This is a genomic window from Sinorhizobium garamanticum (genome assembly GCF_029892065.1).
GTDB lineage: Bacteria > Pseudomonadota > Alphaproteobacteria > Rhizobiales > Rhizobiaceae > Sinorhizobium > Sinorhizobium garamanticum.
In genome coordinates this window covers 1,708,974-1,732,963 of sequence record NZ_CP120373.1, presented here as the reverse complement: position 1 = coordinate 1,732,963, position 23,990 = coordinate 1,708,974, and the positions used below count along the sequence as shown (strand labels likewise).

Below are 23,990 nucleotides of genomic sequence, written 5' to 3'. Positions count from 1 at the left end.
GGGGAAGCGTCATGGCGGCAGCTCAGGAAGTGCTTTTGCTGGTTGGTCGCTTGAACTACGTCTGGACCAACACCGAAAGCCTGTTGATTTACATCATCGCGCACCTGCTGAAGGTCGACAAGGAATCGGCCATCATCGTCTTTCTGACACTGAATACCACGCGCGCGCGAATCGACCTCACGGAGCGCCTGGCGAAGCTGCCGGCAACCCCGCCCGAAACGCGCGACAAGGTCCTGTCGATCACCGAGCGGCTGAAACAGCAGTCGAAAATGCGCAACAAGTACAGCCACTGCATCTACTCCTTCGATGAGCAAGGAGAGATATCGAGCACGCAGTTGATGCGCCTGGTCGAAGGCGAGAAGGAGATTCGCTACGGCAAGGTGGAACAACTCGATGCGCGCGAAATGGCGCGTCTGGAAAACGCGATCCGTGAGATCACCGACATCAGCAAGGCGCTCTGGTCGTTCATCCGCTCGCGCCCCAATTTCGACGAGCGGCTGATCTGAGACCGCTCGCCTACTGCCTGCCTATCGCGACAGGCGCATATGCCGATTGACGTCCTTGTAAAGCAGATAGCGGAAGTTGCCCGGGCCTCCGGCGTAGCAGGCCTGCGGGCAGAAGGCGCGCAGCCACATGAAATCGCCCGCCTCGACCTCGACCCAGTCCTGGTTCAGCCGATAGACGGCCTTGCCTTCGAGAACATAGAGCCCGTGCTCCATGACATGGGTTTCCGCGAACGGAATGACCGCACCCGGCTCGAAGGTCACGATGGTCACGTGCATGTCGTGGCGCATATCCGCCGGATCGACGAACCGCGTCGTCGCCCATTTGCCGTCAGTTCCGGGCATGGGCGCGGGCGTGATGTCGGCCTCGTTAGTGAAGAATGCCTCCGGCGCATCGAGCCCTTCGACGGCCTCGTAGGCCTTGCGGATCCAGTGGAACCGCGCGGGCACGTTCCCATGGTTGCGCAGCCGCCAGGCACTTGCCGGGGGAATGAAGGCAAAACCGCCCGGGCGAAGCACATGCGACCTGCCGTCGAGTTCGACGGTAACCTCGCCTTCCATCACGAACAGCGCGCCTTCGGCCGCGGAATCGAGCTCGGGCCGATCACTGCCGCCGCCCGGTCCGACCTCCATGATATATTGCGAGAAAGTTTCGGCGAATCCGGACAGTGGACGCGAGAGGACCCAGAGGCGGGTGTTTTCCCAGAAGGGGAGGTAGCTTGTGACGATATCCATCATCACGCCCTTCGGAATCACCGCATAGGCTTCCGTGAAGACAGCGCGCCCGGTGAGGAGTTCCGTCTGCATGGGCGCGCCGCCCTTCGGTGCGAAGTAGGTCCGTTCAGCCAATTCCTGTCCTCCATGACATTCCATTCGGCGCCTGCTGCATGTTTCCTTAAATCCTAGCCGATTTAAGGAAACATGCAGCAATTCAAAGTGCTACAGCGTCCTTCGCGCGTCTGAATAGACGCACGGCGCTTTGAGGTTCACCGTTACATCTTCCATTGGAGAAATGCGATCGTGATCAGTGTCCTATCCTGAAACAGGCCGATGGATAGCCCCACCATCGGTAGAATCACTTTCTTCAGAACCTGCGGAATGACGATCTTGCGCATGACCTGCCAATAGTGCAGGCGAACGAATAGAGCGCTCATGCGCGGCCGCCGCATCGAACATCTGGATATCGCCGAAATTCCGGACTTAGCCGATCGCGAGCGAGGGATCGCTTCCGAGCGGGCGTGCAGGAGCTTTGGACCGAACCGGGCTCCTACTGGAGATCGAGTCGGCCATCACCCCAGCACGCGGTCCCGCCCATGCTGTCAGACCTAGACTCGCAAGGCGGGGACGCTGACGGTCGCTACCTTACGCGGATGCGCCGAATGATCGCGGCATGAGAGCAGACACATGCAGCGAGGACAAAAAGGAAAAGCACGGTCCCAAGCGGCGAATAGGCGAGCGGCAGGAAGGACCAGTCACCGCGCAGAACCTCGGGCAGCGAGAGCCCCGAAAGACCGGCCTGCATTTGCACCGCCCGTACGGCAGTAAGCGCGGTCGCGATCAGGGCGACATGCGCGTGGACGAAACGCATGCGCTGATATCGTTCTGGCCGGATCGCCAGAAGGATACCGAAAAGCGCTGTGAGTACCAGAATTGCGGCGGCACCCCAAAGCCCAATGCCTGGAACGGCAAGAAGCATGAAGACCGGCTCGCGCATGACCGGGAGTATCGTCATGTAGAGCCACCAGGCGAACTCGCTCGCGGGATAATGGGCGAGCAGAACCATGCTGCACAGAAACATGGCCGCCAAGGCATAGGCGCCACATGGGCCAAGTCGGAGAAACGTTAGAATTAAAGCGCGCATGCGTTGGCATCTCCTTTGCCTGGAGCGCGGCCGCTCTGACACTCTTCTTATATAAGACGACGCTTAACTGGAGCTTACCGATCGTCACTTTTCTGCTTAGACCGGCACGACTGATTTTACCGGCAATTCGGCCGGAACATTGTTCATTTCGATCAGTCGGCAAATGCCGAAGACGGCCGGAGATACACGATGTGTCTCTTTAATGCGACTCGTTGTTTCAATTCTTCATTTATTAGCTTTTTTTCAGGAAGATTTTCCGTGAGCGATTGCATATGCAAAGCTACGCTGCCCAAAAATTGGGGGAATGAATGGCAACTTCTCAGATCAGATCGCAGATCAGATGCCTTACCTTATTGCTCGTGGGCGGGGTTGCGCTGGCGGGCTGTCAATCAGCTGCTTTCGACGACTTGGCAGCCTTCGGCGATAGCGCCAAAACGCTCGAGGATGATTCGGCCGTCGCCTTCTACAAGAACGATGAACTGGTAACCAAGGGAAAGCTGCAGTTCCAGGAAAAGAACTACGGCAAGTCCTACGCCATCTACAAACGGGCCGTTACCGTCTTTCCTAAGGATCCGTCCGCCTGGCTTGGCTTTGCCGCCTCCGCCGACATGATCGGCCGGTTCGATACCTCCGACCGTGCCTACCAGCAACTCTCCGGCATGATCGGTAACACCGCGGTCTACTACAACAATATCGGATACTCGCATCTTCTGCGCGGCGACCTGCCCAAGGCGCGGCGCTACTTTCTGAAGGCATACGAACTCGATCCGACAAACGAGACTACGGCCCGAAATCTCGAACTCATGAAAAACAGCGTGAAGTTCGCGCAGCGATAGGACTGCGCAAAGACAAGCGCTTTACAGCGCCGCGCGTCTTTTCAGACGCGCAAAGGACGCTGTAGCACTTTGAATTTGCTGCATGTTTTTATCCTTAAATCGAGTACGATTTAAGGCAACATGCAGTAGCCGCCGACTGAAGCTTGCGGACCAGCAACGACGGCCCAAGAAAGGGTAACGAAATTTCGCTCCCGCTAATATATCTTTGATGGCTTCGACGCGGCCTTCGCAGAATCCGCCTCCTCGCGAAAATACGAGGCTTAGCGCACCTTCCGCAGAATAAGTTTGCCCTCGGGCGAGACTGATCGTTCGTAATGCGGCAAATCCGCGACGGATACGCCTTCGGCACCGGCCAAGGCGAGGCTGTCATCCGCGACCTGCAGCTCGGCGGCGGCATTGGCTGACGGTTCCAGCCGTTGTGTCGCGCCCTTTCCGGGCGCGCTCATAATCAGGCTTCCGCCGGAGGCAACCAAACCGGAACGCATGCCGGCATCGAAATCGGCGACCTGTTTGCGCAGGCTTTCCAAACGCTGACGAACGATTGCCACGTCCTCGGCCTTAGCGCTTCTGACGATATGCCGCCCCTGTTTGTCGACAAGCTCTTTCAGGCCGTCGATGGAGCGCTTGAGCGCAGCAAGCGTCTCGCGGCTATCCCGTAGGTCGGCCGCATTCTTCGCGGTGTAAAGGAGAATGCCGGCATTCAATGGCAGCAGCAGCAACGCGATCGCAATCAGCGAAGCCCCTTTCGAACGGCTCGGCTCTTTGGCCGGCCGCTCGCCGCGCTGCCGCGCGCCGCCAGGTTCGACATCGATATCCGGAATACTGGTCATCCGCACAACTCCGCCGCAAGCAGGGGTCAAGTCCCCGAAGTCTTCTGCATCAGTATTTCAGGCATTTCTTAATAAGGTGCACACCCGCTTTCTTCCCCCAGTCCAGCGCCTTCCAGCGCCTAGTCCAGCGTGAACACACCCTCCCACGCCCGCTCCAGCATTTCCAGCGAAGCCACCTTCGGCATCGCGTTGAACGTGCAATAGGACCCGATGAAATCCAGCAGGTACTTCGGGTGGTAACAGGACGCCAGCGATGCACCGCTGTACTTACGGTCGCAGAACAGGTGCAAATCACTGACCTTTATGTCTACCGCGACTTCGCGCGCATAAGACTCGAAGATCCGGATATATTCGTCTCGCGACGGGTTATTCACAAATATCTTGTACTTGAGACGCCGCAGACCCGCCTCGTCGGAGAGATCCTTCGGGGCGATATTGGTCGAGAAGACCACAAGTTCGTCGAACGGAACCTTGAACTTCTTGCCCGTATGCAGCGTGAGAAAGTCATATCCGCGCTCGAGCGGCACGATCCAGCGATTGATCAACGCTTGCGGCAACACCTGCTGGCGACCGAAATCGTCGATGATGAAAACGCCGCCGGAAGCCTTGAGGTGCAGCGGGGCCTCGTAGACGTTCGATCCATCGCTGAAGGCGAGATCGAGGAGGTCGAGCGTCAGTTCGCCGCCGGTCTTGATCACCGGCCGCCGGCACTCGACCCATCGCTGATCGGCCTTCGGATACGGATTTCCAGAGGCCTCGCCGACCGGCTGGTGCACGGCCTCGTCGTAGAAGCTGATCACGAAGCCGCCGACCTCGATCGCGTAAGGGACCCAGATCGTCTGGAGAAACAGCCGCGCGGAGCGTTCGGCGATGCTGGTCTTGCCGTTGCCCGGCGGTCCGTAGAGCAGGATCGACTGGCCTGAATTCATCGCCGGGCCAAGCTTTTCGACGAGGGACGGTGACAGCACCAGCCCCTTGAGACTTTCGGTCAATCGTTCCTGGGTCACACGCTCGTGGTGGATCGATTGCAATTCGAGCTGCCGGCAGAAGGCATCGAGCGACACCGGCGCCGGCCCGACATATTGCGATTGCCGCAACGCCGCCTGGGCGTACTCGCGGCCCTTCGTCGAAAGCGCGTAGCGAATGTCGGATTTGACGTCCTCGCCGGCGAGCCCCCTCGCTTCGAGGAAGGCAAGCTTTACCAGTTCCTTGACGAGGAGATTGACCACCGCCTTCGGCAATTTCATCCGGGCGGCCAGATGCGACGGGGTGACGGTATCCTGCTCGGCTGCACACTTTGCTGCCAGGCGCAGCATGAAGGACAGTTCGAGACCGGTTTCTTCCGCACCAGCAGGCGCGAGCGGCATTCGCGGATCGAGCGTGAGCGCGAAATCTTCGCGGCCTTGATCGGGCGAATAGTGCATAAGGACCTCGCTGTTTTATCCGCCGGGCTTGAGGCCGGAGAGAACACTGACAACACGCATGACGATGGGCACGAGCACGATGATGAGGCTCACCGGAAACAGGAAGGCGCCGAGCGGCAGCAGCATCTTGATCGGCAAGGCATTGGCCTTCTCTTCGGCCCGCACGACCCGAAGGTCGCGCATTTCCTTGCTGTAGACGCGCAGCGTCTGGGTCACGCTGGTTCCCAGTTCCTCCGACTGGCGAAAGAGCACGGAAAGCACCCGTGCCTCGTCGATCCGCAACCGCGCGGCAAGATTGGCCAAGGCCTCGCGCAGCCGGCGTCCGCCCCGCACTTCCAGCATCATGATCGAAAGATGCAGGCCGAAATCCTTGCGCTTGTCGACGAATTCCCGGGCGACGCGGTTAGCCGCCGCTTCCAGGCTCATGCCGGCGTCGAGGCAGACGATCAGCATGTCCATGAAATCGGGAAACAGGCGGCGATATTCCCGCTCCTTCGCGTCACCGCGCCGGTCGATATAAATGTTGACCAGGACAAAGGCGATGCCGGCCGCAAACATGGCCATCACCAGGATCGCGAACTGCGACAGCTCGGGAAGGAAGCGGCCGAGAGCCCAGACTGTTACCGCCACGACGCCCAGGCACACGACGGCGCGGATGACCTGAAAGACCGTCACCGCGCTGGCGCTGAAATAGCCGGCACGGATCAGCCGGTTCTGCGTGGAATTCGCGTTCGCGTCGCGTCGGGTGATCTCGAAGTAGCGGCGGATCAGCCGATTTTCAGCCTCGCCGAGATCAGCGATTGCGGCGTCTCCCAGGTGGAACTCCTCGCCGCCCGCCTTCGCACTCGTTTCCGACAGCCGGACGCCGACCTCGCGCCGCCGAAAGATCAGTTCGGACGCTGCGCCTGAAAAGATCAGCACCGAGAAAAAGACGATGAAGTAGATCCCGTACTCGCTCGACATCGCGGCCTCAGTACTCGAAGTTGACCATCTTGTAGAGAATGACGTTGCCGATCGCCATGATGACAAGCAGCACGCTAACGACGATCGTTCCGTAGCCGCTGTCCCAGACGGGATCGAAATAGGTCGGCGAGAGCGTCTTGATCATCGCGTAGAGAAGGAACGGATAGAGCGACATGAAGATCGCGGTGATGCGCCCTTCCGACGAAATCGCCTTGACCTTGGCCTTCAGCATCGACCGGTCACGCAAGGTCTTCGACAGATTCTGCAGGATTTCAACGAGATTGCCGCCCGTTCCAGCCTGCACGCTGAGCGAGATCGCCAGGAGGTTCAGGTCCTCGACACCGACGCGGTCGGAAAGATTGACGAGCGCGTCGTCGAGTGTCACCCCATAGGTCAGTTCATCCGACAGAAGGCCAAACTCGCTGCCGATCGGATCGGGCATTTCGCGCGCGACGAGCGCGATCGCCGCCGGCAGGGGATGCCCAGCCGCAAGGCTTCGATTGGCCACGTCGAGCGCCTCTGGAAGTTTTTCCGTAAATTTGCGCATGCGGCTTGCCCGCGCACGCCAGACGATGAGCACGGGAATAAGGAAGCAGACGGCGAGAAAAACGGGGATCCGGATCAGGTTGCTCGGCACGAGGAACTGGACGACCAGCCAGACGAGGAGTGCCCCGGCGATCGCATAGAGTACGAATCGCTTCGCATCGAACTTGATGCCGGACTGGGTGTAGAGCTGCCTCAGCCGCTGCATCAGGGGAAGCGATCGCCAGTTCTCGCCTGCACCGCGCTCCTTCAGCATGTCGCGGTAGGCCTTGCCGTGATCCTCACTCCCATCGAGGAGGCTCAGGCGACGGTTCACCGCCTTATGGCGTTCGGACGTCTGGAAGTAGCCGCGCAGCAGGGCTTCGGCGGAGACAAGCGCCGCGATGAACACGGCGGCGTAAAGCAGGGTGAGCGTCATGATTGGGCTGGCCCCGTTTGCAATGGTCTGCCGGGCTCGAAGATCGATACAGGCACGGCGATCCCGAGTTCGGCGAATTCCTCCATGAAGCGCGGGCGGAGGCCTGTCGCGCGGAACTCGCCCTGGATGCGGCCATCCTCTCCCGTCCCGGTTTTCTTGAAGCGCATGATCTCCTGCATCTGGACGACTTCGCCCTCCATGCCGGTGATCTCGGAAATCGAGACGATCCTGCGGCTGCCGTCGCTCAGACGCTGCACCTGAACGATGAGCGTAATGGCCGAGGCGATCTGCGAACGGATGCTGAGCTGCGACATCGGCATGCCGGCCATGCCGACCATCTGTTCCAGTCGGCCGACCGCATCGCGCGGGGTGTTGGCATGGATGGTCGTCATCGACCCCTCGTGGCCGGTGTTCATCGCCTGCAGCATGTCGAAAGCCTCCTCGCCGCGCACCTCGCCGACGATGATGCGGTCGGGCCGCATGCGCAGCGCGTTTTTCAGGAGCTCGCGCTGACGAACCTCGTTGCGGCCGTCGAGCGTCGGCGGCCTGGTTTCCATACGGCCGACATGCGGCTGCTGGAGCTGCAGTTCGGCTGCGTCCTCGATGGTGATCAGGCGTTCTGCCGGCGAAATCTGCGACGAAAGCGCATTGAGCAACGTCGTCTTGCCCGAACCGGTGCCGCCCGAAATGATCATCGACACCTTGCCCTTGACCGCGGCACTCAGGAGGATGCGCATGGCGTTCGCCATCGCGCCGTTTTCGACGAGGCGCTCCAGCGTCAGCGGCTTGCGGGTGAACTTGCGGATCGAAACCAGCGGGCCGTCGACGGAGATCGGCCGGATCGCCACGTTGACGCGCGATCCGTCCTTGAGGCGGGCATCGACCATCGGCGTCGATTCATCGACGCGGCGACCGACAGCCGAGACGATCTTGTTGATCACCCGGAGCAGGTGATCCTCGTCCTTGAAGCGGACCGCGGTGCTCTCGAGCTTGCCGCGCCGTTCCACATAGACGCTCTTGTGGCCGTTGATCAGGATGTCGGCGATGGTCTCGTCGGCGAGTAGCGGCTCTATCGGCCCGAGGCCGAGCATCTCGTCGGTGATGTCGCGGATCAGGTCGTTGATTTCCACGGCATTCAGCGGGAAATTGTTGCGCCGGATATAGTCCTTGACGAGCGGCCTGATCTCGGTCGCGATCTCTTCGTTGTCGAGCGTGTCGAGAATGCCGAGGTTGATCCGGTCGAGCAGATAGCGGTGCAGGTTGACCCGTTCGGCGACCATATCCCGGCCGAGCGACGCATCCTCGGCCACGGCAGCCGCCGCGGCGGCTTGGGTCGGGGGAGCCGTGTTTGCGGCCGGGCCGGCCGGAAGGACATCGGCACTTTTCGGCTCTTCGCGCCCCTCCGGCTGCGGCTGCTTGTAGAAACGTCCCATGAACCCGGTTGCCATCAGCCTTTCACTCCGTTCGACTGTTTCACAATCACCGTGGTTCCGACTTTCACCCGGTCGTAAAGATCGATGACGCCGGCATTGCTCATGCGGAAGCATCCGGAGGCCGTGCGCTGCTCCGGCGTTTCTTCGCTGCTCACCCGAACGCGTACGATCATCGGACAAGCGCTCCGAGCTTGTTGACGGCCTTGCAGAAGCCGGAGCGTGCGTTCACCTCGAAGGGCAGCACGCCGCGGTTCAACGCTTCGCTCAGGGTGTCCCAGTCATAGGCAACGATATGCGCGCGTGTGTCCTTGAAGACTTTGTCCACCTGCTGCCGACGCACGCCAAGACTGAAGAGCTTGCTGCGGTATTTGTTGATGACGACAAAGATCGAGTCCGCATTTCCGCGCAACCGCACCACGTTGAGGAAGAGATCCTTGGCCTGGTGAAGCGCCGGGATCGTCATTTCGGTCACGATGTAGACGCTGTTGACCGACGAAAGCACGTCGGCTTTCCACGGCGTCTCATAATGCGGCATGTCGATGACGGTGTGATCGCTCTCGAAGGCAGCGACGTCCAGCATGCGCAACACCAGCTCGGCGCCTTTCGCTGCGAGCAGCACCGACGGCTGCTTGAAAGACAGCAGGGAAAAGCCGCCCGAGTGACGCTTGCGCACCAGGTCGATGAATTCGAGATCGACGCGCGACGGATTGGTGATGACAGGCATCAGATCGTAATCGCTGACAAGGTTGAGATAGTAGCCGAGCGACCCGGAGGAAAAATCCATGTCGAACAGATCGACACGCGGCGCGCCGTTTTTCGTGGGCTGCGCAAGCGCATGGGCAAGCGACGAAGAAATGACGCTGGCGCCCGCGCCGCCGACCGCGGAGACGACCGCGTGAACCCGGCTGTCGGACGCCCCGGTTCCCGGCGCATGCGTCGAGATCATGTCGATCAGCGAGCGGCGCTCCAGCGGTTTTTTGAGCCAGTCGTTGCCGTTCAGGCGGAAGAGCAGCCGCAGCATCTCGTCCGCCAGGTCTTCCGAGACGACGACCAGCGGAATGTCGCGATGGCGTCCGCGGAAGGCAAAGAGCTCCGGACTATTCAGCATTTCGCCGTTGTCGACATCAAGCACGATCAGATTGAACTGCGTCGGATCGAACCGCGCGGCGTCACCCAGCGCCTTCAGCGCCATATGGCGCACCTCGTAACGCGACAGCGAACCGAACGTGTCGAGCATGAAGCTCGCCGCCGCCGCATCGTCGGAAAGGACAAGGATCTTGGTGGATGTTGCGAAGTTCATATGAGCTGTCATCTCGCTTTCCCACGCATTATTAAGGGTTCAGCAGGTTGAGCACGTCTTCAGGTCTTCCGTCGTAATCGTCACCGGATGGGCGGGAACGGTAATGTCGTCGAGCCCGAGCAGGACGCCGAGCACGGGCAGGTCGAAGGTGATGTTGCGAACCTCCATACGCATCGTCAGCACCGCGCCCTCGGGCCGGCCCCAATAGCCGAGACCCGAGCGCTGATAGGTGACCACCAGATTCTCCGGCTGGATGCGCCAGTTGAGATCGCAGATGCCAGGGCGCGGGTCGCCGGCCGCGCAGTCGCCGTCGCTGCCAGTGACGATCCGGGTCAATTCGGCGCTGCAGTTTGCGAGAGCCGGCCCGCAAGTGGAGGAGATCGCCGCATTGTTGGGCGTCGCCGTGCCGTTGTTCAGCGGATCTGCTGCCTCCGCCGGAAACACTGCGTCGAAGTCGCTGGTCAGAGGATCGGAAACGGCAGCCAGTCTCGCGCCGTATTGCAGCGCCTTCACCGTCTGGTTCCATTGCGACATGGCGTAGCCGAACTCGACGAAGGTCGCGAACACCAGGAGTACGATGGGAAAGGTGATCAGCGCCTCGGAAAGCGCAATGCCGCTTTCGTCCTGCTGGAAAGGTATACGTGATCGAGAATTCACCATCCCATATACCTCTCTTCGTGCGAGGCGTTGATGGTGATCGCATCGATGCCGAGCCAGCCAAAGAATAGAGACGCTTCGTAGAGATGCGCCGTCTCTATGGTAAACGTCCCGTCGGCGCCGACCGCATTGACCGTGATGTCGGCAAGATTTGGGCCCCAGCCGGGCACACGCAGCGCCGCGTCCGCCCCCGGGCTTTGCGTGCCGTAGAAGGCGATGAGTTTCGCAGTCGCCTGCGAGCAGGTCGACGTGTAGGTCGGAGACGTCGGCCGGCAGCGCGAGAGATAGCGCCCAGCATCGCGCAGACCGGCGTCGATCTGCATGCGCTCCCAGAAGATATTGCCGAACTCGAGAATACCGGCCGCAAAGAACGTCACGAACGGAATCGCGATAAGCGCCTCGGCCAGCACCGCCCCCTCGTCCCTCGACCAGAAGGAGAAACGGAACCGGCGAAGAATGAAAGCCCTAAGCGCGATCATCGGACCAGCTCCGCCTCTTCACGCAGGAACTCGTCGAGGGTGCCGCGACCGCCCTTGCCGGTGATGTCGATCATTTCGAGCGACAGATAGCGCTCGTTGCCATCCTGGATCGCGGGCTTGGTCAGGAACATGCGGGCGAAGGCGATGGCCTGCGTCTCCTTGTGGCCGTTGAGGTGGCCGACGGCATTTTCGTAACCGCAGTTGACGATGGCGGCGAAAATCTCGCGGCGATCGCCATAGTCACCACTCGTATAGTTTGAAAGGTCCGGCCCGGTGTAGCATTGACCGCCTGTCAAAGGCGCGCCCTTCTCGCCATTTGCCGAGGCGTGGTTGATGAGAGTGGGATTGTTGAGCTCGTAACGATACACGTCATAGGCCGATGGCTGCGATGGCGAGCCAGTGGGCGACGGGTAGCTGGAATGGTTGCTCAGGATCGTCCCGACCGAGGGAGCGGCCGTCCCCTGGGCCACGTTCCAATAGGTCCCGTACTGCCAGTCGTTGCCGCTGCTGACCTTGCCGCCGGCAAGCGGGGTCATGGACGCTCCGTAGCCGAGCGGCACCGCCTGGCTGACGTTGCCGACGGTGCTTCCGGCCATGACCGGATTGTACTCGCCACAGATCTTGTTGGCGCCGCCCGTTTGCGCCTGTGCGGAGCGCACGTTGCGTGCCGGCCTGTAGCGGCCGTCGTCATGCGCGCTCCCGAATGACCCCGAATACAAGCCGAAGCGCGTATTGAGCCCCGCCTCGACCGGTCCGGCCATCGCACCGGTCTTCGTTTCCAGCGCGTGCTGCTTGTAGCAAACGCCCGGCGAACCCGTAGCCAGCGCTTCAGCCAGCACGTTCGCGCCATTGCCGTAGGTCGCCAGAAATCCGAAATTTCCGGGTCCTGGCGCGGACGAGGACGTGCTGTGGAGTTCGATCTGCCGCCCATAAAGATTACCGGTCGCGAAATTCGTGTGCAGCGCCTCGGTCGCCTGTTCGTTTGCGGCAGCGCTGGTGTTGCCAGGCGGCTCGAACGGATTGCAGATATAGATCGGCGTCACGTCGCAGGCGCTTGCCCGGTAGACGGCCACCGCTTCGGCCGAAACATTGACCGTGTCGCGATTGAAACCGACGGGAAGCGGGAAAATCGTCGTCAGCGCCTGGTCCTTTGCGACAACCCGGGCGTAGGATGCCTCGCTCGCTGTCGTCGCCGCCATGGCTGCGGTGATCGGATCGTCGTCGCTCGCGGGAATTTCCTTGAGATATGTGACGGTAACCGTGCTTCCGGCATCATTGCCCGCATCGTAGGTCACGGTGATGTGCGAGCCGAGCGACATGCCGGTGCCGCCGCCGCCGAAGGCAGCGCTGTTGGCGAGTGCTTCGATCGCCGCATCGGCTCGGGTGATCGCGTCGTCGCGGCCGTCGAGCTCGCGGGCGCCGGCAAGCGCCATAGCGTCGACGGCGTTCTGGAGATCGGTGTGGAGATTGCCGGTGCGCCCGACATCGATGACGAGCAGCGAGAAGCCGAGCAGGAGTGGCATGGAAATCAGCGTCAGGGCAATGACGTAGCCACGATGATCGTCCCAGAAGCCCTTGATAGCTTTACGCAACATTGGCATGCCCCTCGGATCGCGGCGGTTCCTCCGCCGTGCTGTTCTGTTACATTCCCTTCCGGCGCCCCCGCCGTTCACTCTCTCTTGCGGCCACCGTCAGTATCCCCCGCCGTTGCCGCCGCCGTTACCGCCACCCGTGCCAGGAGGCAACGTGGCCCCCGGCAGGATCACGGCCGTGGGCGTCGGCGCGGCGCCGCCCTGCCCGCCACCCTGATAGGTGCGGATGACCCGGTTGATCACCTTGCCGTCACTGTGAATGCGCGTGTTGTGCGCCACCCGCGGGAAAGGCTCCTGCGTGTGGATGCCCTTGTTCGCCTCCACCGCGTTTCCAAGTCCGAAGGTGATCGAATCCCTGTGGTTCAGGTAGTCGGCACAGCCGGAAACGAGGCTCGCGGCAGCGATGACCAGCAGTGCGCGTTTATTTTTTCGCAACAGCAACTTGGCCTCCCACATCGAGATCGAGACGGTGGCCATAGGGCCCCTTGACGCCTTCGCCATTCTTGAAGCGGCGCAGCATGTCCTTGTCGACCTCGAGCAGCCCGAGGGCGAAAAGCTCGACGTCGTTCGACGAGCGCGTCTGGTCGAGCGGAGTGTAGAGGTCCTCGCCGGGTGCGGACGGCCGCACGATGTGCGGCGTGACGATGATGACGAGATCGGACTCCCGCTTCAGGAAGCTCGTCGAGCGGAACAGCGCGCCGATCACCGGAACCTGCGACACCCACGGCAATTGTTGCACGTCCTTGGCATTGATCGACTGCAGCAACCCGGCCATGGCGAAGCTCTGGCCGTCGCGCAGCGCCACCGTGGTCTTCGCCGCGCGCGAGATGAAGCCGGGATTGCCGTTGACGTTGATCGAGGTGTCGAGCTCCGAGACTTCCGGCTCGATCCTGAGACTGATGAGCCCGTTGTCGAGCACCACCGGCGTGAAGGTGAGCCTGACGCCGAACGGCCGGTAGTCGGTTTCGGTCGCGACCGTGGCACCGTTGGCGACCGTCGTCTGGATCGGCACCTCGCCGCCGGCATGGAAGCTCGCGGTCTCGCCGCTCATGGCGATCAGGTTCGGCTGCGCCAGCCGGCGCACCAAGCCCTTCTGCTCCAGCGCATTGATGACGATGTCGATCCGACCGCCGGCAATCTCCAGCACCTTGGCGATCAGCTGCCCGAAGGGCTGCATGCCCGTCGCCGCGCCCGCAGCGTCTTCGAGGGTGCGGACGAGATTGCCGTCGTCATCGACGCTGATACCCTGGCTGTGTGTTGCCTTGCCGATGCCGTTCCGGCCGTGGCCGGACCAGCCGATACCGAGGTCGCGGCCGGTCTGGCGCGAGGCCTCGATCACCCGCACCTCCAGCATCACCTGCTGGGAATCGGCGACGCGCAACTGGTTCAGCACCGGCTGTGCGGAATAGGATTGGGCAATCTCGATCACCCGTTGCAACTCGACCGCGTCGCGCACCACACCCGTCAGCCGGATGCGATCGTTGGAATTGAATACCCGGACTTGCGCGGAGGGTGCGGCGGAACGAATGGCCGCCGCCGCTTCGCTGAAATCGCTGGCGACGCGGATGTCGATGACGCCGAGAAGGTTTTTGTCGTCATCATAGACCGAGATATTGGTGGCGCCGATCTGCTTGCCACGGATGAACAGCGACCGGTCGGAGAGCGGTACGACATCGATAAGTTCGGCGCTGCCGATGACCAGATCGCCGAATGGCTTGCCGGTCCTGATCGTCATCGTGTCGTTCGGCGGCAGCGTGACCTGCTGGACGGATCCGCCGAGGTTGATGAACTTTTCCTGGGCATCCGCCTGCCCGGCCGAACCGGGTCCGAGAAGGCCACAGGCCGAAATTGCCGCGACCAGTGCCGCGAGGGACCTGGCTCTCGCCGCCCCCTTCATGCTTCCCCTCAACATTCCTGCCTCAGCCCCTCTCCTCGCAGTCCGGCCCGCCACCCCAGCGGCAGGCCGCATTTGATATCACTGGATCAGTCCCACCCGGTGCTCCTCACGTTTGGTCGTGTTCCAGACACCCACGGTCGCCCACTTTGGCTCCACCGGCAAGACCGGCTCGACCTTGCGCTCGACAATCTGCACCTGTTTCTCGCGAACAGGCTGCTTCATCTTGCCTTCGACGGAGTCGATCCGGCTCCCCAACTCGTCGCCAACCTTGCGCACGAGCTTCTCGATCGTCTCGAATCGCCCGTCGTCAGTATTGTTGGTGAGTTCGGTCGAAATCAAGCCGCCGCCGAGATCGGCAACAGTGATCGGACGGGTCTGTTCGACATTGGAGGAAGCGATATTGCGCAGTGCGAGCGACAAGGTGCCGATTGTGGAGCCGAGCGTCAGGCGCTGCGCCTCGTCGGTCGTCACCTCGAAAGTGACCGTCTTGACGACGGATGGTTCGTCCTTGCGCTCATCCGCTGTCTGGTCCACCGCGAGCACCTTCACACCCTGCAGCAGCACATCGACATAGGTCTGCTCGCTGCCGTTCTGAGCGCGGATGACCCGGGTTAGAAGCACGTCGACGCGGTCGGACGGCCTCACGAAGCCGGCAACGCCGAGGACGTCGTTGACGCGGATCGAAACCGCCTTCATGCCCTGGTCGAGCGCCGCCGACAGAGTGGCGCGCTCGCCTGCTCCGGTAATCTTCGAGGCAAGCACGGGCTCGCCCGGATCGATCGCCTCCATCGCATAGCGCGGAGCGTCATCATTCCCGACGACCATCTCGAGTGTCTGAAACGAGCCATCGGGTCGCTGCTCAGAGGGCCAGGGAATGGTCTTGAGGTTTTCGGGTCGCACGCGGTCCCCGAAGCGCATGGGCTTGGCTGCGACCACGAGCGTTCTCTGTTCGGATTTCGGCGCGTTGGCTGCCGCAAGCCGCGCCTGCTGGTCGGTCAGATAGGTTCTGGTCGCAAAAACCGCGGCAAAGGCAAGTAAAACAGCAACAGCGAGACTAACGATCGTCGAGGAGCGCATCGCCGATACTCCATACGTAATCGAATATACTTTTCGACAATTACTAAAATAAGGGAGAGGAGTTAACAAAAACCCCTCTCCCGGGTCATTTTACGGCGTGGCCGTTGGCGCCTTGTCATCCAGCGTGAGGAAGAAACTGCCCCAGTTATCCCATGCCGTGTCCAGGTTGGTGCCGGCAGTCGTCACAGCAGTAATGACCCCGCCCACGAGCAGACCCAAAAGAATCAGATATTCCGACAGCGCTACGCCATCTTCTTCCCGCGCGAAAGCGGATACTTTAGACACAAAAGCTTTCATCGAGAATTACCTCCAAAATATTTGGCGTACCGCAATTTCCCCCGGCCCGCCTGTCATCGAGACCACCTCTCCGACTGCCATGATTAATAATCTCTTAATTATTATATCGTCAACTGCTTAAATGTAGGCAGTTTCGGCATCTCTATTTTATGGTTAAAATCGAAACCGGCAAGCGGTTGGAATATTTCGCGACTCGTCTGCCGCAATGCGACACACGGAAATATTTCTTGATATTTTCTAATCCGAAAGACTTAGAAGAACTGCGGGTCAATCGCTTTTATTGGTGACATCGCGTAAAGCCGAAGGAGAAAAGCAAAAGATGACACAAACAGTCAGCATTTTTACTGCTCTCTCAGTATTGCTTTTCCTCTATGCCGCCTGGAGCGACTTCCGCAGCTGGAAAATCCCGAATGCCACCGTTCTCGCCCTTGTCGGCCTTTATGCCGTCAACGCCGCAGTGGCGCTGCTGACGGCCGACGATATCGGTGCAGCGCTCTTTTCCTTCGCCGGGATCGGCGGCGATGTCGGCGCCGGTCTCCTGCTCTTTGCGCTGGGCTTCGCCCTCTGGCTCTTCGGCCTCTTCGGCGCCGGCGACGCCAAGCTTTTCCTGCCGATCGGCCTCTTCGTTGGCTGGCTAGGCATGCTGCCCTTCGCGGTCTTCCTTTTGATCGGCGGCATCGTGACTCTCGTGATTCTCAAATTGCCGATGCCGCTGCAACTCGCCCACTTTTCCGTGGTGACGCGGCTTGAGGAAATCCGCACCACCCGCAAGATCCCCTACGGCGTCATCATGGTCGCGGCCACACTTGCCGTGATGGCGTTGCGGCCGGACGTGGCGTGAGGCGCAGGCGTGGGGCTTTCGTGGTCATGAGCAGAGCCAGATACCTCCAAGCCGGCCTCGAGAGGATGTTGCGCGCCGCTCGCCGCAACGATCCAAGTCGACCTTCCTACCACTTTTGGGCTGTATCCTTAATCCTTGACTGCAACTTTGGACGTGAGACCCTACGACCTCTCCGTTGTAGAGCGTCGGGGGTGATCATGAATTCTGCAGCGCCCCCCGGATATGACCGAAGCTGTGATCGGCATCGAGGCGGCCGTTGGCGTAATCTAGTATCTCGTGAGGCGCCATGCTTGAACTCTTAGACCTCAAGGCGATCTTGATCATCGCCATGATCTTCATTCCGCTCGAGCGGCTTCTTCCACTTGATGCTGACCAAAAAGTGCTGCGAAAGCACTGGCTGAATGACGCGATCTATCTCTTCTTCAACGGCATCCTGATCAAGCTCGGTGTCCTCGTCCTGGTTGGCCTGCTGATGATCGCCATCCGTTTCGTGGTCCCGGAAGGCCTGACCGGTGTTGTGCAAGCCCAGCCGATATGGCTGCAGGCGGTCGAGGTCATCCTTGTCGCCGATACGGGTTTTTACCTTGCACACCGCGTCTTCCATGCCGTGCCCTTCCTCTGGAAGTTTCACGCTATCCATCACAGCATTGAAGAAATGGATTGGCTGGCCGCCCATCGTGTTCATCCGGTTGACCAGATCGTCACCATGACCGCCTCTCTGCTTCCGGTTTATGCCCTTGGCTTCTCCGGCACGGCGATCGCGGTCTATGCTTTGGTTTATCAGGGGCAATCGCTTCTGATCCATTCCAACACGCGGATCAGGTTCGGTCCTCTCAAATGGGTGCTAGCCTCTCCACAATTCCATCACTGGCACCATGCCAACGAACGACAGGCTTACGACAAAAACTTCGCCGGCCAACTGCCCTTCATCGATGCCCTGGCGGGCACTCTGTACATGCCTGAGCGGATGCCGAGGGTCTACGGCACCGATGAACCGGTGCCGCCGCTCTACCACCAGCAACTCGCCTATCCGCTCAAGCAGCTTGCCGGCCGAGTACCCGCGGGTGAGCTGTCAGAAGAACCGGGAGACGCGCGCACATGATCAGCAGGCTTGAAGATATTATTGGCAAGCTTTCCCTCATACTTGTTTTCCTTTTCCTGACGCTGCAGCAGATCGCCTCAATCATCTCGATCATTCGGCTTCGCGAAAGCGTGGAATTGTGGCCGCTCGCCCTTTCTTCGCGATTGTTGGGCTTGCTATTCCTGTGCTTGGTTGTCGGCCTAACGGTGATCCGTCTGCCGCCACGGCAGAGCGCGGAGGGAATAGAGCCCCGACTGAGCGCGCTCGCGGGGACGTTTGGGGTGATGGTCCTCGTAGTGCTGCCAAGGGGAACAGTCGGATCGGCGGCGTTGATCGTGTCGACTGTCCTGATCCTCATCGGCACGGCACTGTCGATCTACTGTCTGTTCTGGCTAGGGCGTTCGTTCTCGGTAATGGCGACGGCTCGCAATCTCGTTACCAACGGGCCTTATGCGATCGTCCGCCACCCACTATACGCTGCGGAGGCAATTAGCACCGTTGGGTTCCTGATCGCGAACTGGTCGCTGGCTGCGTTGCTGGTCGGTGTCGTCCACTTCGCATTTCAGTTCAGGCGAATGTTCAACGAGGAGCGCGTCTTGCGCCGCAGCTTCCCCGAATACGCCAGATACGCCAGCAGCGTTCCTATGTTCATTCCAAGGCCGTTGACTCCCGTGGCGAGGGTCGGAAGATGAGAAGTCACTGATCTGGCCTTCGGCGGTATGGAAACTTATTAACAAAATACGTTCGGGGCAGCAGCATTGATCCCCCGGCCTGCCAGCTATCTCCTCGCAAGGGAAGGATCGGCCAGAGGCAACAACCACCAAAGCAGACGTCGCGTTTGGTGGCGCATTCGAACGTTTCCGGATTTTTCTTGCGAGTCGGAATTCTTTTCGCTTCTCTCCGGCGTTTTCGTCACGATATCAGTGACATGCCCGACCCGATATTCGTGCAGCGCCATTTCGTGGCCCGCATCGATCTGGTCGTGCAGCATGATGATTTTGTCGTAGACAGGCTGTAGTCGTGACGCTGCAAGCCCTAATATCCGGCTTCCAAACTAACTAGGGTCGCACTCATGGCAGAGTTTCCGCAAAAGGCGAAGGTCGTAATCATTGGGCTCGGGGGCATCGTTGGCGCGTCGATCGCGCATCACCTGATCGAGCGTGGATGGGATGACATCGTCGGCATCGACAAATCCGGCATCCCGACCGACATCGGCTCGACGGCGCATGCCTCCGACTTCTGCTACGCGACCAGCCACGACTTTCTGTCCTGTTGGACGACGCTCTACTCGGTCGATTTCTACGAGAAGATGGGCCACTACGCCCGCATCGGCGGCCTCGAGGTCGCCCGCGTCGGCGACGACGGCCGCATGGACGAGATCAAGCGCAAAGTGGCCTCCGGCAAGGCCTTCGGCACCCGCGCGCGACTGATCGAGCCGGCGGAGATCAAGGAGAAGTTCCCGCTGATCGAGGAAAGCATGGTGCAGGGCGGGCTCTGGGATCCGGACGCCGGCCTCGTCATCCCTCGCTCGCAGACGGTTGCGGGCAAGCTCGTCGACCAGGCTGTCACCGCCGGTAAGCTCCAGGCATTCGCCAACACACCCGCGCAGTCGCTCATCGTCAAGGACGGCCGCATCAAGGGCGTGGTCACCCACCGCGGCACGATCGAAGCCGATTACGTCATCGTTTGCGCCGGTCTCTGGGGCCGGCTGATCGCGGAAATGGTGGGGGAGGACCTGCCGGTTATGCCGGTCGACCATCCGCTCACCTTCTTCGGCCCCTACAACGAATTCGAGGGCACCGGCAAGGAAATCGGCTGGCCGCTTCTGCGCGACCAGGGCAACTCCGCCTATATGCGTGATACCGGCGACCCCAAGACTGCCGAAGGCGGCCAGATCGAGTGGGGCTATTACGAGGAGACGAACCCGCGGCTCTGCCATCCGCGCGAGCTTCTCGAAAAGCATGAAGCCCGCCTTTCGCCTTCGCAGCGCGACCTGGAAATGGAACAGATCCTGGAGCCGCTGGAGCGGGCGATGGAACTGACCCCGATCCTCGGCGAGCTCGGCTACAATGAAAGCCACTCCTTCAACGGCCTGCTGCAGGTAACGACGGATGGCGGGCCTTCCGTCGGCGAAAGCCAGAAGGTCCGGGGCCTGTGGTACTGCGTCGCCATCTGGGTGAAGGATGGCCCAGGCTTCGGCAAGCTCGTCGCCGACTGGATGACCGACGGACGCACCTCGATCGACCACAACAAGATCGATTATTCGCGCTTCTACCCGCACATGCTTGAGGAGACGTTCATCGAAGGCCGCTGCGGCGAGGCCGCGCGGAAGATCTACAATCCGGCCGTCCATCCGCGCGAACCCTATGACACCGGCCGCGACGTGCGCCGCTCGCCCTTCTGGCAGCGCGAGAAGGAACTCGGTGGCTACTTCATGGAGCTCGGCGGCTGGGAGCGCGCCCACGGCTACGCTGCCAACGAACACCTGCTCGAGAAATACGGCGACCGCGTTCCGGTGCGCGAGAACGAGTGGGACAACCGCCATTTCTGGCGCGTTTCCAATGCCGAGCATCTCGCCATGAGCGAGGATTGCGGCATGGTGAACCTGTCGCACTTCTACATGTTCGATGTGGAAGGCCCTGACCATGTCGAGCTGATGGAGTGGATCTGCGCGGCCAAGATCGGCGGCGACGCCAATATCGGCAAGGGCATCTACACCCACTTCCTCGACGACGAGGGCATGGTGCGCGCCGACCTCACCGTCATCCGCATGGCCGACCGCTGCCGCGTCATCGACGGCGCCGACGCCGGCCCGCGCGACTTCCACTATGTGCGCCGGATCGCCGAGGACAAGGGTTTTGACGTGACGGTCACCGACGTCACCGAGAAATACGTGACGATCGGCCTTTGGGGGCCGAACGCACGCACGACACTGCAGAAGGTCGTCGAGAAACCTGAGGGTCTGGCGCCGGAGAACTTCCCCTTCGCCGCGATCAAGCCGATCCGCATTGCCGGCAAGGACGTGACCGCCTTCCGGATCTCCTATGTCGGCGAACAGGGCTGGGAACTGCACATGGCCTATGGCGATGCGCTCGCGGTCTGGGACGCGCTCCGGGCAACCGGCGTGATGGCCTTCGGCGTCGAAACCTATGCCAACAGCCGCCGCATGGAGAAGAGCCTGCGCCTGCAGAACGCCGATCTCCTCACCGAGTACAACCTTTTGGAAGCCGACCTTGCCCGCCCGAAGGTCAAGGAGGCGGATTTCCGCGGCAAGGCCAAGCATCTCGAACATCGCGCCCGCCCGCATCAGCCGGCGATGCTCTGCACGCTGGTCATGACTGATAATGTCGACTCCAAGGGTGTCGCCCGCTATCCGGTCGGCATCCTGCCGGTCATGGATCCGGAGACCGGCGAAACGCTCGTCGACGAACTCGGCCGCCGGTCGTTCACAACCTCGATCGCCTACGGTCCGACGATCGGCAAGAACATTGCGCTGGCCTATCTTCCCTGGTCCTATTGCCAGGTGGGCCGCAAGCTCAACGTGGAATACTTCGGCGAGACCTATCCGGTCGAAGTCGCCGGTGTCGGCTACAAGCCGCTCTACGACCCGGAGAACCTGAAGCCCCGGACCTGACCTGAGGCTACAGCGTCAGGCAATTGTCGGCGCAATGACGACAAGCGAGCCTGCTCAAGACTGAGCAGGCTCTTTTTTATTTCTCGGCCTTGGCTGACGTTCTCGCCGCTTCGGCTTCGCCAAGTGCCGTGGCGCATTCCTCGCAGCAGACTTCCACCGCCTTGCCGCCGAGCTTGACCTTGATGCTCTGTTGATCAAGCTCGCAATCGCAGGCTGCACAGGTTTTCGGGTTCATGGTGTTCGCCTCCTCTTTCGTCGTTGCTTCGACGCCCGCAAGAAGACCATGCCTGCTTCCTTCGCGCTGTCAGATTTTTTAGCGAATTCGCTTGAAAGTAACGCGCTTCAACGAAGACGAAGCGTGCGTTGGAATTCAGCCGGCGTGCGGCCATAGGCCTGTTTAAAGGCGGAGCTGAAATGGCTGTGGCTTGAAAAACCGAGCTCGAGACCGAGCGCAGTCAGGTCACGATGCGAGCCGAGCAAGTCGAGGGCCCGCGCCAATCGCAGGCGCAGATGATAACGGTAAAGCGGCATGGCCTCGACCTGCTGGAAGACCTGGGTCAGATAGACCGGCGAGACGCCGACCTCTTTCGCGACCTCGCCCAGCGTCCAGCGCCGCCCAGTGTCGGCCGAGAGCACCAGTTTTGCCCGATCGACCAGTTTTTCGCCGCCATAGGTGCCGGCCGCTCCATGCGAAGTTCGTTCGCCGAGGGAGCGCCTGATGAGCGTCAGCGTGAGGGTCTCGGCTTCCAGCGTCTCGGCAATGCCGCGACCAAGGCTATGGCGCAACAATGCGACGAGCGCCTGAGCGCGCGCATCGATTCTCCGGCGCTGGCGCCTGAATGAGACGCTTGCGCCAGAACGCAACTGCTGCGGCGACGCGAGCTCGGCAAGGATTTCGTCGCTGACTTTCACATCGAGACAAGCATCGCCGCCCGCGATCGGATGGCTGATGCGGTATTCTTCGCCGTGATTGAAGAAAATCACCTGGTTGGACTCAGCTACGGTATCGCTCTTACCGACATGCCGCATGAAGACGCCGCGATAGGGATAGACCAGGCTTGTCGAATGCGCGCATTCCTGCGCGCTCTTGCCGCGGCATGATCCGTCGCAGACCACGTCGCGAAACGTGACGGTCGACGTCGCGAGAATCGTCTGGCACGAAAACTGGGACATGGCGGTCCTGCTAATCGCGTTTGTAGAAGTCGTTATAGGCAGCCCCGCGGGACAGGCCAATATCCTTCAACTGATAGTCGGAAAGCTGAAGCAGGTCCAAGCGTCCGCGCCGCGTATCCATCCACCGGGCAAGCCGAGCGAGCAGCCGGAAGGCTAGGCCCCGCCCTTCGAGCGCAGCAAAGGCAGGAACCCTCGGCTGCGGTGGAATGAGTTTTGGCGCGACGTGGGCTTGATTCTCGTAAAGCGAGGTGCTGTCCAACATCGAGTGATCTCCTCTCATCGTCTTCGTGAGAAGAATCTGACGCACCGCCGCGCCTGGCGCTGTCAGATTATTTAGTGATCAGCACAGATTGCGGGCGGAGTGTTCGGCTGCTGGAGTGGTAAGCAGACGGCGGTTGCTTCTTGAGTGCTCAAAGCCACGCAGAGGCGCATAATCAAGCACGGTTGCCAAGCGATCGGACGGAGGAGAGAGCAAATGAACGTCGACCCTGGACCGAGAAAAGTGGACGCTGAATATGCGATTGAGTACCTCCAGGAAAATCCGGAAGCCGGGCTTTGTTGCGAGGACAAGCGCTGCTGGATTACTCCGAATGCAAACGAGACCGATGATGAGGTCCTGCTTCTCGACATGACCGAGGCTGAGCGACTCAAGGATAATCCGCGCCTTCGACTCGTGCCTGGAATCGCTCATGCGGGCCGGTCGCTCTGGGTCGTTCGGAAAATGACCTGAAATTCGGACGCTGAAGATTAAGGGAACCGGTCGGGCTTGGCCTTTCCGGGAGGCGTCCCGATCCGCTGTAGTCACGGGTCGCTGCCTCCCCGTGAATGCGAGCGCTGGTACATCGTCAGCGCCCACTCCGTCGAAATATCGTCCCGATGGAGAATGTAGACGTTGCCGTCGCTGCCCTTGACCTTGAAATATCGGTAGTCGGCACCATGCCACTGATCGATGTTTTCGGTCACTTCGATCTGCCTGCCGTTGAGGCAGAACCGTCGAAGCTTCTCGGCGCCTTCTTCCATATAAGTCTCGACGTGAACTTGCATGGCGTGCTCGCCGTTGCCCTGCGCCGACTGTCCATCGGCCTCCTTGCGCGGCTGATGAGACGCGCCGCGCTGTGGACAGCTTCCCGGTACGATATATGTTTAATCGA

The 23,990-nt window shown here is 60.8% G+C and carries 28 protein-coding genes and 1 pseudogene; 7 read left to right on the top strand and 22 right to left on the bottom strand.

Translation table 11 applies throughout. The features are described from left to right. The first annotated feature begins 11 nt into the window (after positions 1–11). Positions 12–506 (top strand): hypothetical protein, encoded by a 495-nt coding sequence (locus PZN02_RS08040; protein WP_280661053.1) that lies wholly within the window; start codon positions 12–14, stop codon positions 504–506. A 21-nt stretch (positions 507–527) separates the two neighbouring features. Here the strand turns inward: PZN02_RS08040 and PZN02_RS08035 are convergent, their stop codons facing one another. The 3 genes from PZN02_RS08035 to PZN02_RS08025 all read right to left on the bottom strand — a co-directional run bounded on the left by PZN02_RS08035 (position 528) and on the right by PZN02_RS08025 (position 2,364). After that, positions 528–1,310 (bottom strand): bifunctional allantoicase/(S)-ureidoglycine aminohydrolase, encoded by a 783-nt coding sequence (locus PZN02_RS08035; RefSeq protein WP_280661425.1) that lies wholly within the window; start codon positions 1,308–1,310, stop codon positions 528–530. A gap of 185 nt (positions 1,311–1,495) precedes the next feature. Beyond that, positions 1,496–1,657, bottom strand: a complete 162-nt coding sequence (locus PZN02_RS08030) for a hypothetical protein (RefSeq protein ID WP_280661052.1) — start codon at positions 1,655–1,657, stop codon at positions 1,496–1,498. Between the two features lie 203 nt (positions 1,658–1,860). Beyond that, complete coding sequence (locus PZN02_RS08025) at positions 1,861–2,364, bottom strand: hypothetical protein (protein WP_280661051.1); 504 nt, start codon at positions 2,362–2,364, stop codon at positions 1,861–1,863. Positions 2,365–2,672: 308 nt separating this feature from the next. Here PZN02_RS08025 and PZN02_RS08020 point away from each other — a divergent pair, with 308 nt between their 5' ends. Further along, complete coding sequence (locus tag PZN02_RS08020) at positions 2,673–3,200, top strand: tetratricopeptide repeat protein (RefSeq protein WP_280661050.1); 528 nt, start codon at positions 2,673–2,675, stop codon at positions 3,198–3,200. A 260-nt stretch (positions 3,201–3,460) separates the two neighbouring features. Here the strand turns inward: PZN02_RS08020 and PZN02_RS08015 are convergent, their stop codons facing one another. The 14 genes and pseudogenes from PZN02_RS08015 to PZN02_RS07950 all read right to left on the bottom strand — a co-directional run bounded on the left by PZN02_RS08015 (position 3,461) and on the right by PZN02_RS07950 (position 16,110). Continuing rightward, a complete protein-coding gene (locus PZN02_RS08015; RefSeq protein ID WP_280661049.1) occupies positions 3,461–4,030 on the bottom strand; it encodes a hypothetical protein in 570 nt (189 codons plus the stop codon). Between the two features lie 119 nt (positions 4,031–4,149). Next, the gene (locus PZN02_RS08010) at positions 4,150–5,454 is read right to left on the bottom strand and encodes an ATP-binding protein (protein ID WP_280661048.1); all 1,305 of its coding nucleotides are present in this window, start codon (positions 5,452–5,454) and stop codon (positions 4,150–4,152) included. A 15-nt stretch (positions 5,455–5,469) separates the two neighbouring features. Beyond that, positions 5,470–6,417, bottom strand: coding sequence for a type II secretion system F family protein (locus PZN02_RS08005; protein ID WP_280661047.1), 948 nt, complete (start codon positions 6,415–6,417; stop codon positions 5,470–5,472). Positions 6,418–6,424: 7 nt separating this feature from the next. Then, on the bottom strand, positions 6,425–7,378 hold the full coding sequence (locus tag PZN02_RS08000) for a type II secretion system F family protein (RefSeq protein ID WP_280661046.1): 954 nt from the start codon (positions 7,376–7,378) through the stop codon (positions 6,425–6,427). Further along, complete coding sequence (locus PZN02_RS07995; RefSeq protein WP_280661045.1) at positions 7,375–8,826, bottom strand: TadA family conjugal transfer-associated ATPase; 1,452 nt, start codon at positions 8,824–8,826, stop codon at positions 7,375–7,377. The genes PZN02_RS08000 and PZN02_RS07995 overlap by 4 nt, the downstream gene beginning before the upstream one ends. Then, a pseudogene (locus PZN02_RS07990) lies at positions 8,826–8,933 on the bottom strand (L,D-transpeptidase family protein); the annotation flags it as partial. The pseudogene PZN02_RS07990 and the gene PZN02_RS07995, both read right to left, overlap by 1 nt. Before the next feature lie 47 nt (positions 8,934–8,980). Next, a complete protein-coding gene (locus PZN02_RS07985) occupies positions 8,981–10,123 on the bottom strand; it encodes a pilus assembly protein (RefSeq protein WP_280661043.1) in 1,143 nt (380 codons plus the stop codon). A gap of 27 nt (positions 10,124–10,150) precedes the next feature. After that, a complete protein-coding gene (locus tag PZN02_RS07980; RefSeq protein WP_280661042.1) occupies positions 10,151–10,771 on the bottom strand; it encodes a TadE/TadG family type IV pilus assembly protein in 621 nt (206 codons plus the stop codon). Further along, positions 10,765–11,247 (bottom strand): TadE/TadG family type IV pilus assembly protein, encoded by a 483-nt coding sequence (locus PZN02_RS07975; RefSeq protein WP_280661041.1) that lies wholly within the window; start codon positions 11,245–11,247, stop codon positions 10,765–10,767. Before PZN02_RS07975 ends, PZN02_RS07980 begins: the two co-directional genes overlap by 7 nt. Further along, positions 11,244–12,848, bottom strand: a complete 1,605-nt coding sequence (locus PZN02_RS07970) for a TadE/TadG family type IV pilus assembly protein (protein ID WP_425336276.1) — start codon at positions 12,846–12,848, stop codon at positions 11,244–11,246. The genes PZN02_RS07975 and PZN02_RS07970 overlap by 4 nt, the downstream gene beginning before the upstream one ends. A 90-nt stretch (positions 12,849–12,938) precedes the next feature. Continuing rightward, positions 12,939–13,295 carry a pilus assembly protein gene (locus tag PZN02_RS07965; protein WP_425336288.1) on the bottom strand — a complete coding sequence of 119 codons (357 nt, stop codon included), beginning with the start codon at positions 13,293–13,295 and terminating at the stop codon, positions 12,939–12,941. Beyond that, complete coding sequence (locus PZN02_RS07960; protein ID WP_280661039.1) at positions 13,261–14,751, bottom strand: type II and III secretion system protein family protein; 1,491 nt, start codon at positions 14,749–14,751, stop codon at positions 13,261–13,263. The genes PZN02_RS07965 and PZN02_RS07960 overlap by 35 nt, the downstream gene beginning before the upstream one ends. A 63-nt stretch (positions 14,752–14,814) precedes the next feature. Further along, entirely contained in the window at positions 14,815–15,813 is a 999-nt protein-coding gene (cpaB, locus tag PZN02_RS07955; protein WP_280661038.1) for a Flp pilus assembly protein CpaB, read from the bottom strand. 90 nt (positions 15,814–15,903) lie between these two features. Beyond that, positions 15,904–16,110: a hypothetical protein gene (locus PZN02_RS07950; RefSeq protein WP_280661037.1), complete on the bottom strand. Its 207-nt coding sequence runs from the start codon at positions 16,108–16,110 to the stop codon at positions 15,904–15,906. Positions 16,111–16,429: 319 nt separating this feature from the next. Here PZN02_RS07950 and PZN02_RS07945 point away from each other — a divergent pair, with 319 nt between their 5' ends. The 3 genes from PZN02_RS07945 to PZN02_RS07935 all read left to right on the top strand — a co-directional run bounded on the left by PZN02_RS07945 (position 16,430) and on the right by PZN02_RS07935 (position 18,724). Next, positions 16,430–16,951 carry a prepilin peptidase gene (locus tag PZN02_RS07945; protein WP_280661036.1) on the top strand — a complete coding sequence of 174 codons (522 nt, stop codon included), beginning with the start codon at positions 16,430–16,432 and terminating at the stop codon, positions 16,949–16,951. Positions 16,952–17,267: 316 nt separating this feature from the next. Next, a complete protein-coding gene (locus PZN02_RS07940; protein WP_280661035.1) occupies positions 17,268–18,053 on the top strand; it encodes a sterol desaturase family protein in 786 nt (261 codons plus the stop codon). Then, the gene (locus PZN02_RS07935; RefSeq protein ID WP_280661034.1) at positions 18,050–18,724 is read left to right on the top strand and encodes a methyltransferase family protein; all 675 of its coding nucleotides are present in this window, start codon (positions 18,050–18,052) and stop codon (positions 18,722–18,724) included. The genes PZN02_RS07940 and PZN02_RS07935 overlap by 4 nt, the downstream gene beginning before the upstream one ends. Positions 18,725–18,810: 86 nt before the next feature. Here PZN02_RS07935 and PZN02_RS07930 read toward each other — a convergent pair whose 3' ends face one another. Further along, positions 18,811–19,023, bottom strand: a complete 213-nt coding sequence (locus tag PZN02_RS07930; protein WP_280661033.1) for a hypothetical protein — start codon at positions 19,021–19,023, stop codon at positions 18,811–18,813. An 81-nt stretch (positions 19,024–19,104) separates the two neighbouring features. Between PZN02_RS07930 and PZN02_RS07925 the strand changes: the two genes are divergently transcribed. Further along, positions 19,105–21,666, top strand: coding sequence for a GcvT family protein (locus PZN02_RS07925; RefSeq protein WP_280661032.1), 2,562 nt, complete (start codon positions 19,105–19,107; stop codon positions 21,664–21,666). Positions 21,667–21,742: 76 nt separating this feature from the next. Here PZN02_RS07925 and PZN02_RS07920 read toward each other — a convergent pair whose 3' ends face one another. From PZN02_RS07920 to PZN02_RS07910, 3 genes are all read right to left on the bottom strand, one after another. Continuing rightward, positions 21,743–21,901 (bottom strand): hypothetical protein, encoded by a 159-nt coding sequence (locus PZN02_RS07920; protein WP_280661031.1) that lies wholly within the window; start codon positions 21,899–21,901, stop codon positions 21,743–21,745. A gap of 107 nt (positions 21,902–22,008) precedes the next feature. Next, positions 22,009–22,839: a helix-turn-helix domain-containing protein gene (locus tag PZN02_RS07915; protein WP_280661030.1), complete on the bottom strand. Its 831-nt coding sequence runs from the start codon at positions 22,837–22,839 to the stop codon at positions 22,009–22,011. A 10-nt stretch (positions 22,840–22,849) separates the two neighbouring features. After that, complete coding sequence (locus PZN02_RS07910) at positions 22,850–23,101, bottom strand: DUF1127 domain-containing protein (protein ID WP_280661029.1); 252 nt, start codon at positions 23,099–23,101, stop codon at positions 22,850–22,852. A gap of 213 nt (positions 23,102–23,314) precedes the next feature. On the opposite strand from PZN02_RS07910, the gene PZN02_RS07905 reads away from it, so the two are divergent. After that, positions 23,315–23,569 carry a hypothetical protein gene (locus PZN02_RS07905; RefSeq protein ID WP_280661028.1) on the top strand — a complete coding sequence of 85 codons (255 nt, stop codon included), beginning with the start codon at positions 23,315–23,317 and terminating at the stop codon, positions 23,567–23,569. Positions 23,570–23,640: 71 nt separating this feature from the next. Here PZN02_RS07905 and PZN02_RS07900 read toward each other — a convergent pair whose 3' ends face one another. Next, positions 23,641–23,883, bottom strand: a complete 243-nt coding sequence (locus tag PZN02_RS07900; RefSeq protein WP_280661027.1) for a hypothetical protein — start codon at positions 23,881–23,883, stop codon at positions 23,641–23,643. Positions 23,884–23,990 lie beyond the last annotated feature (107 nt).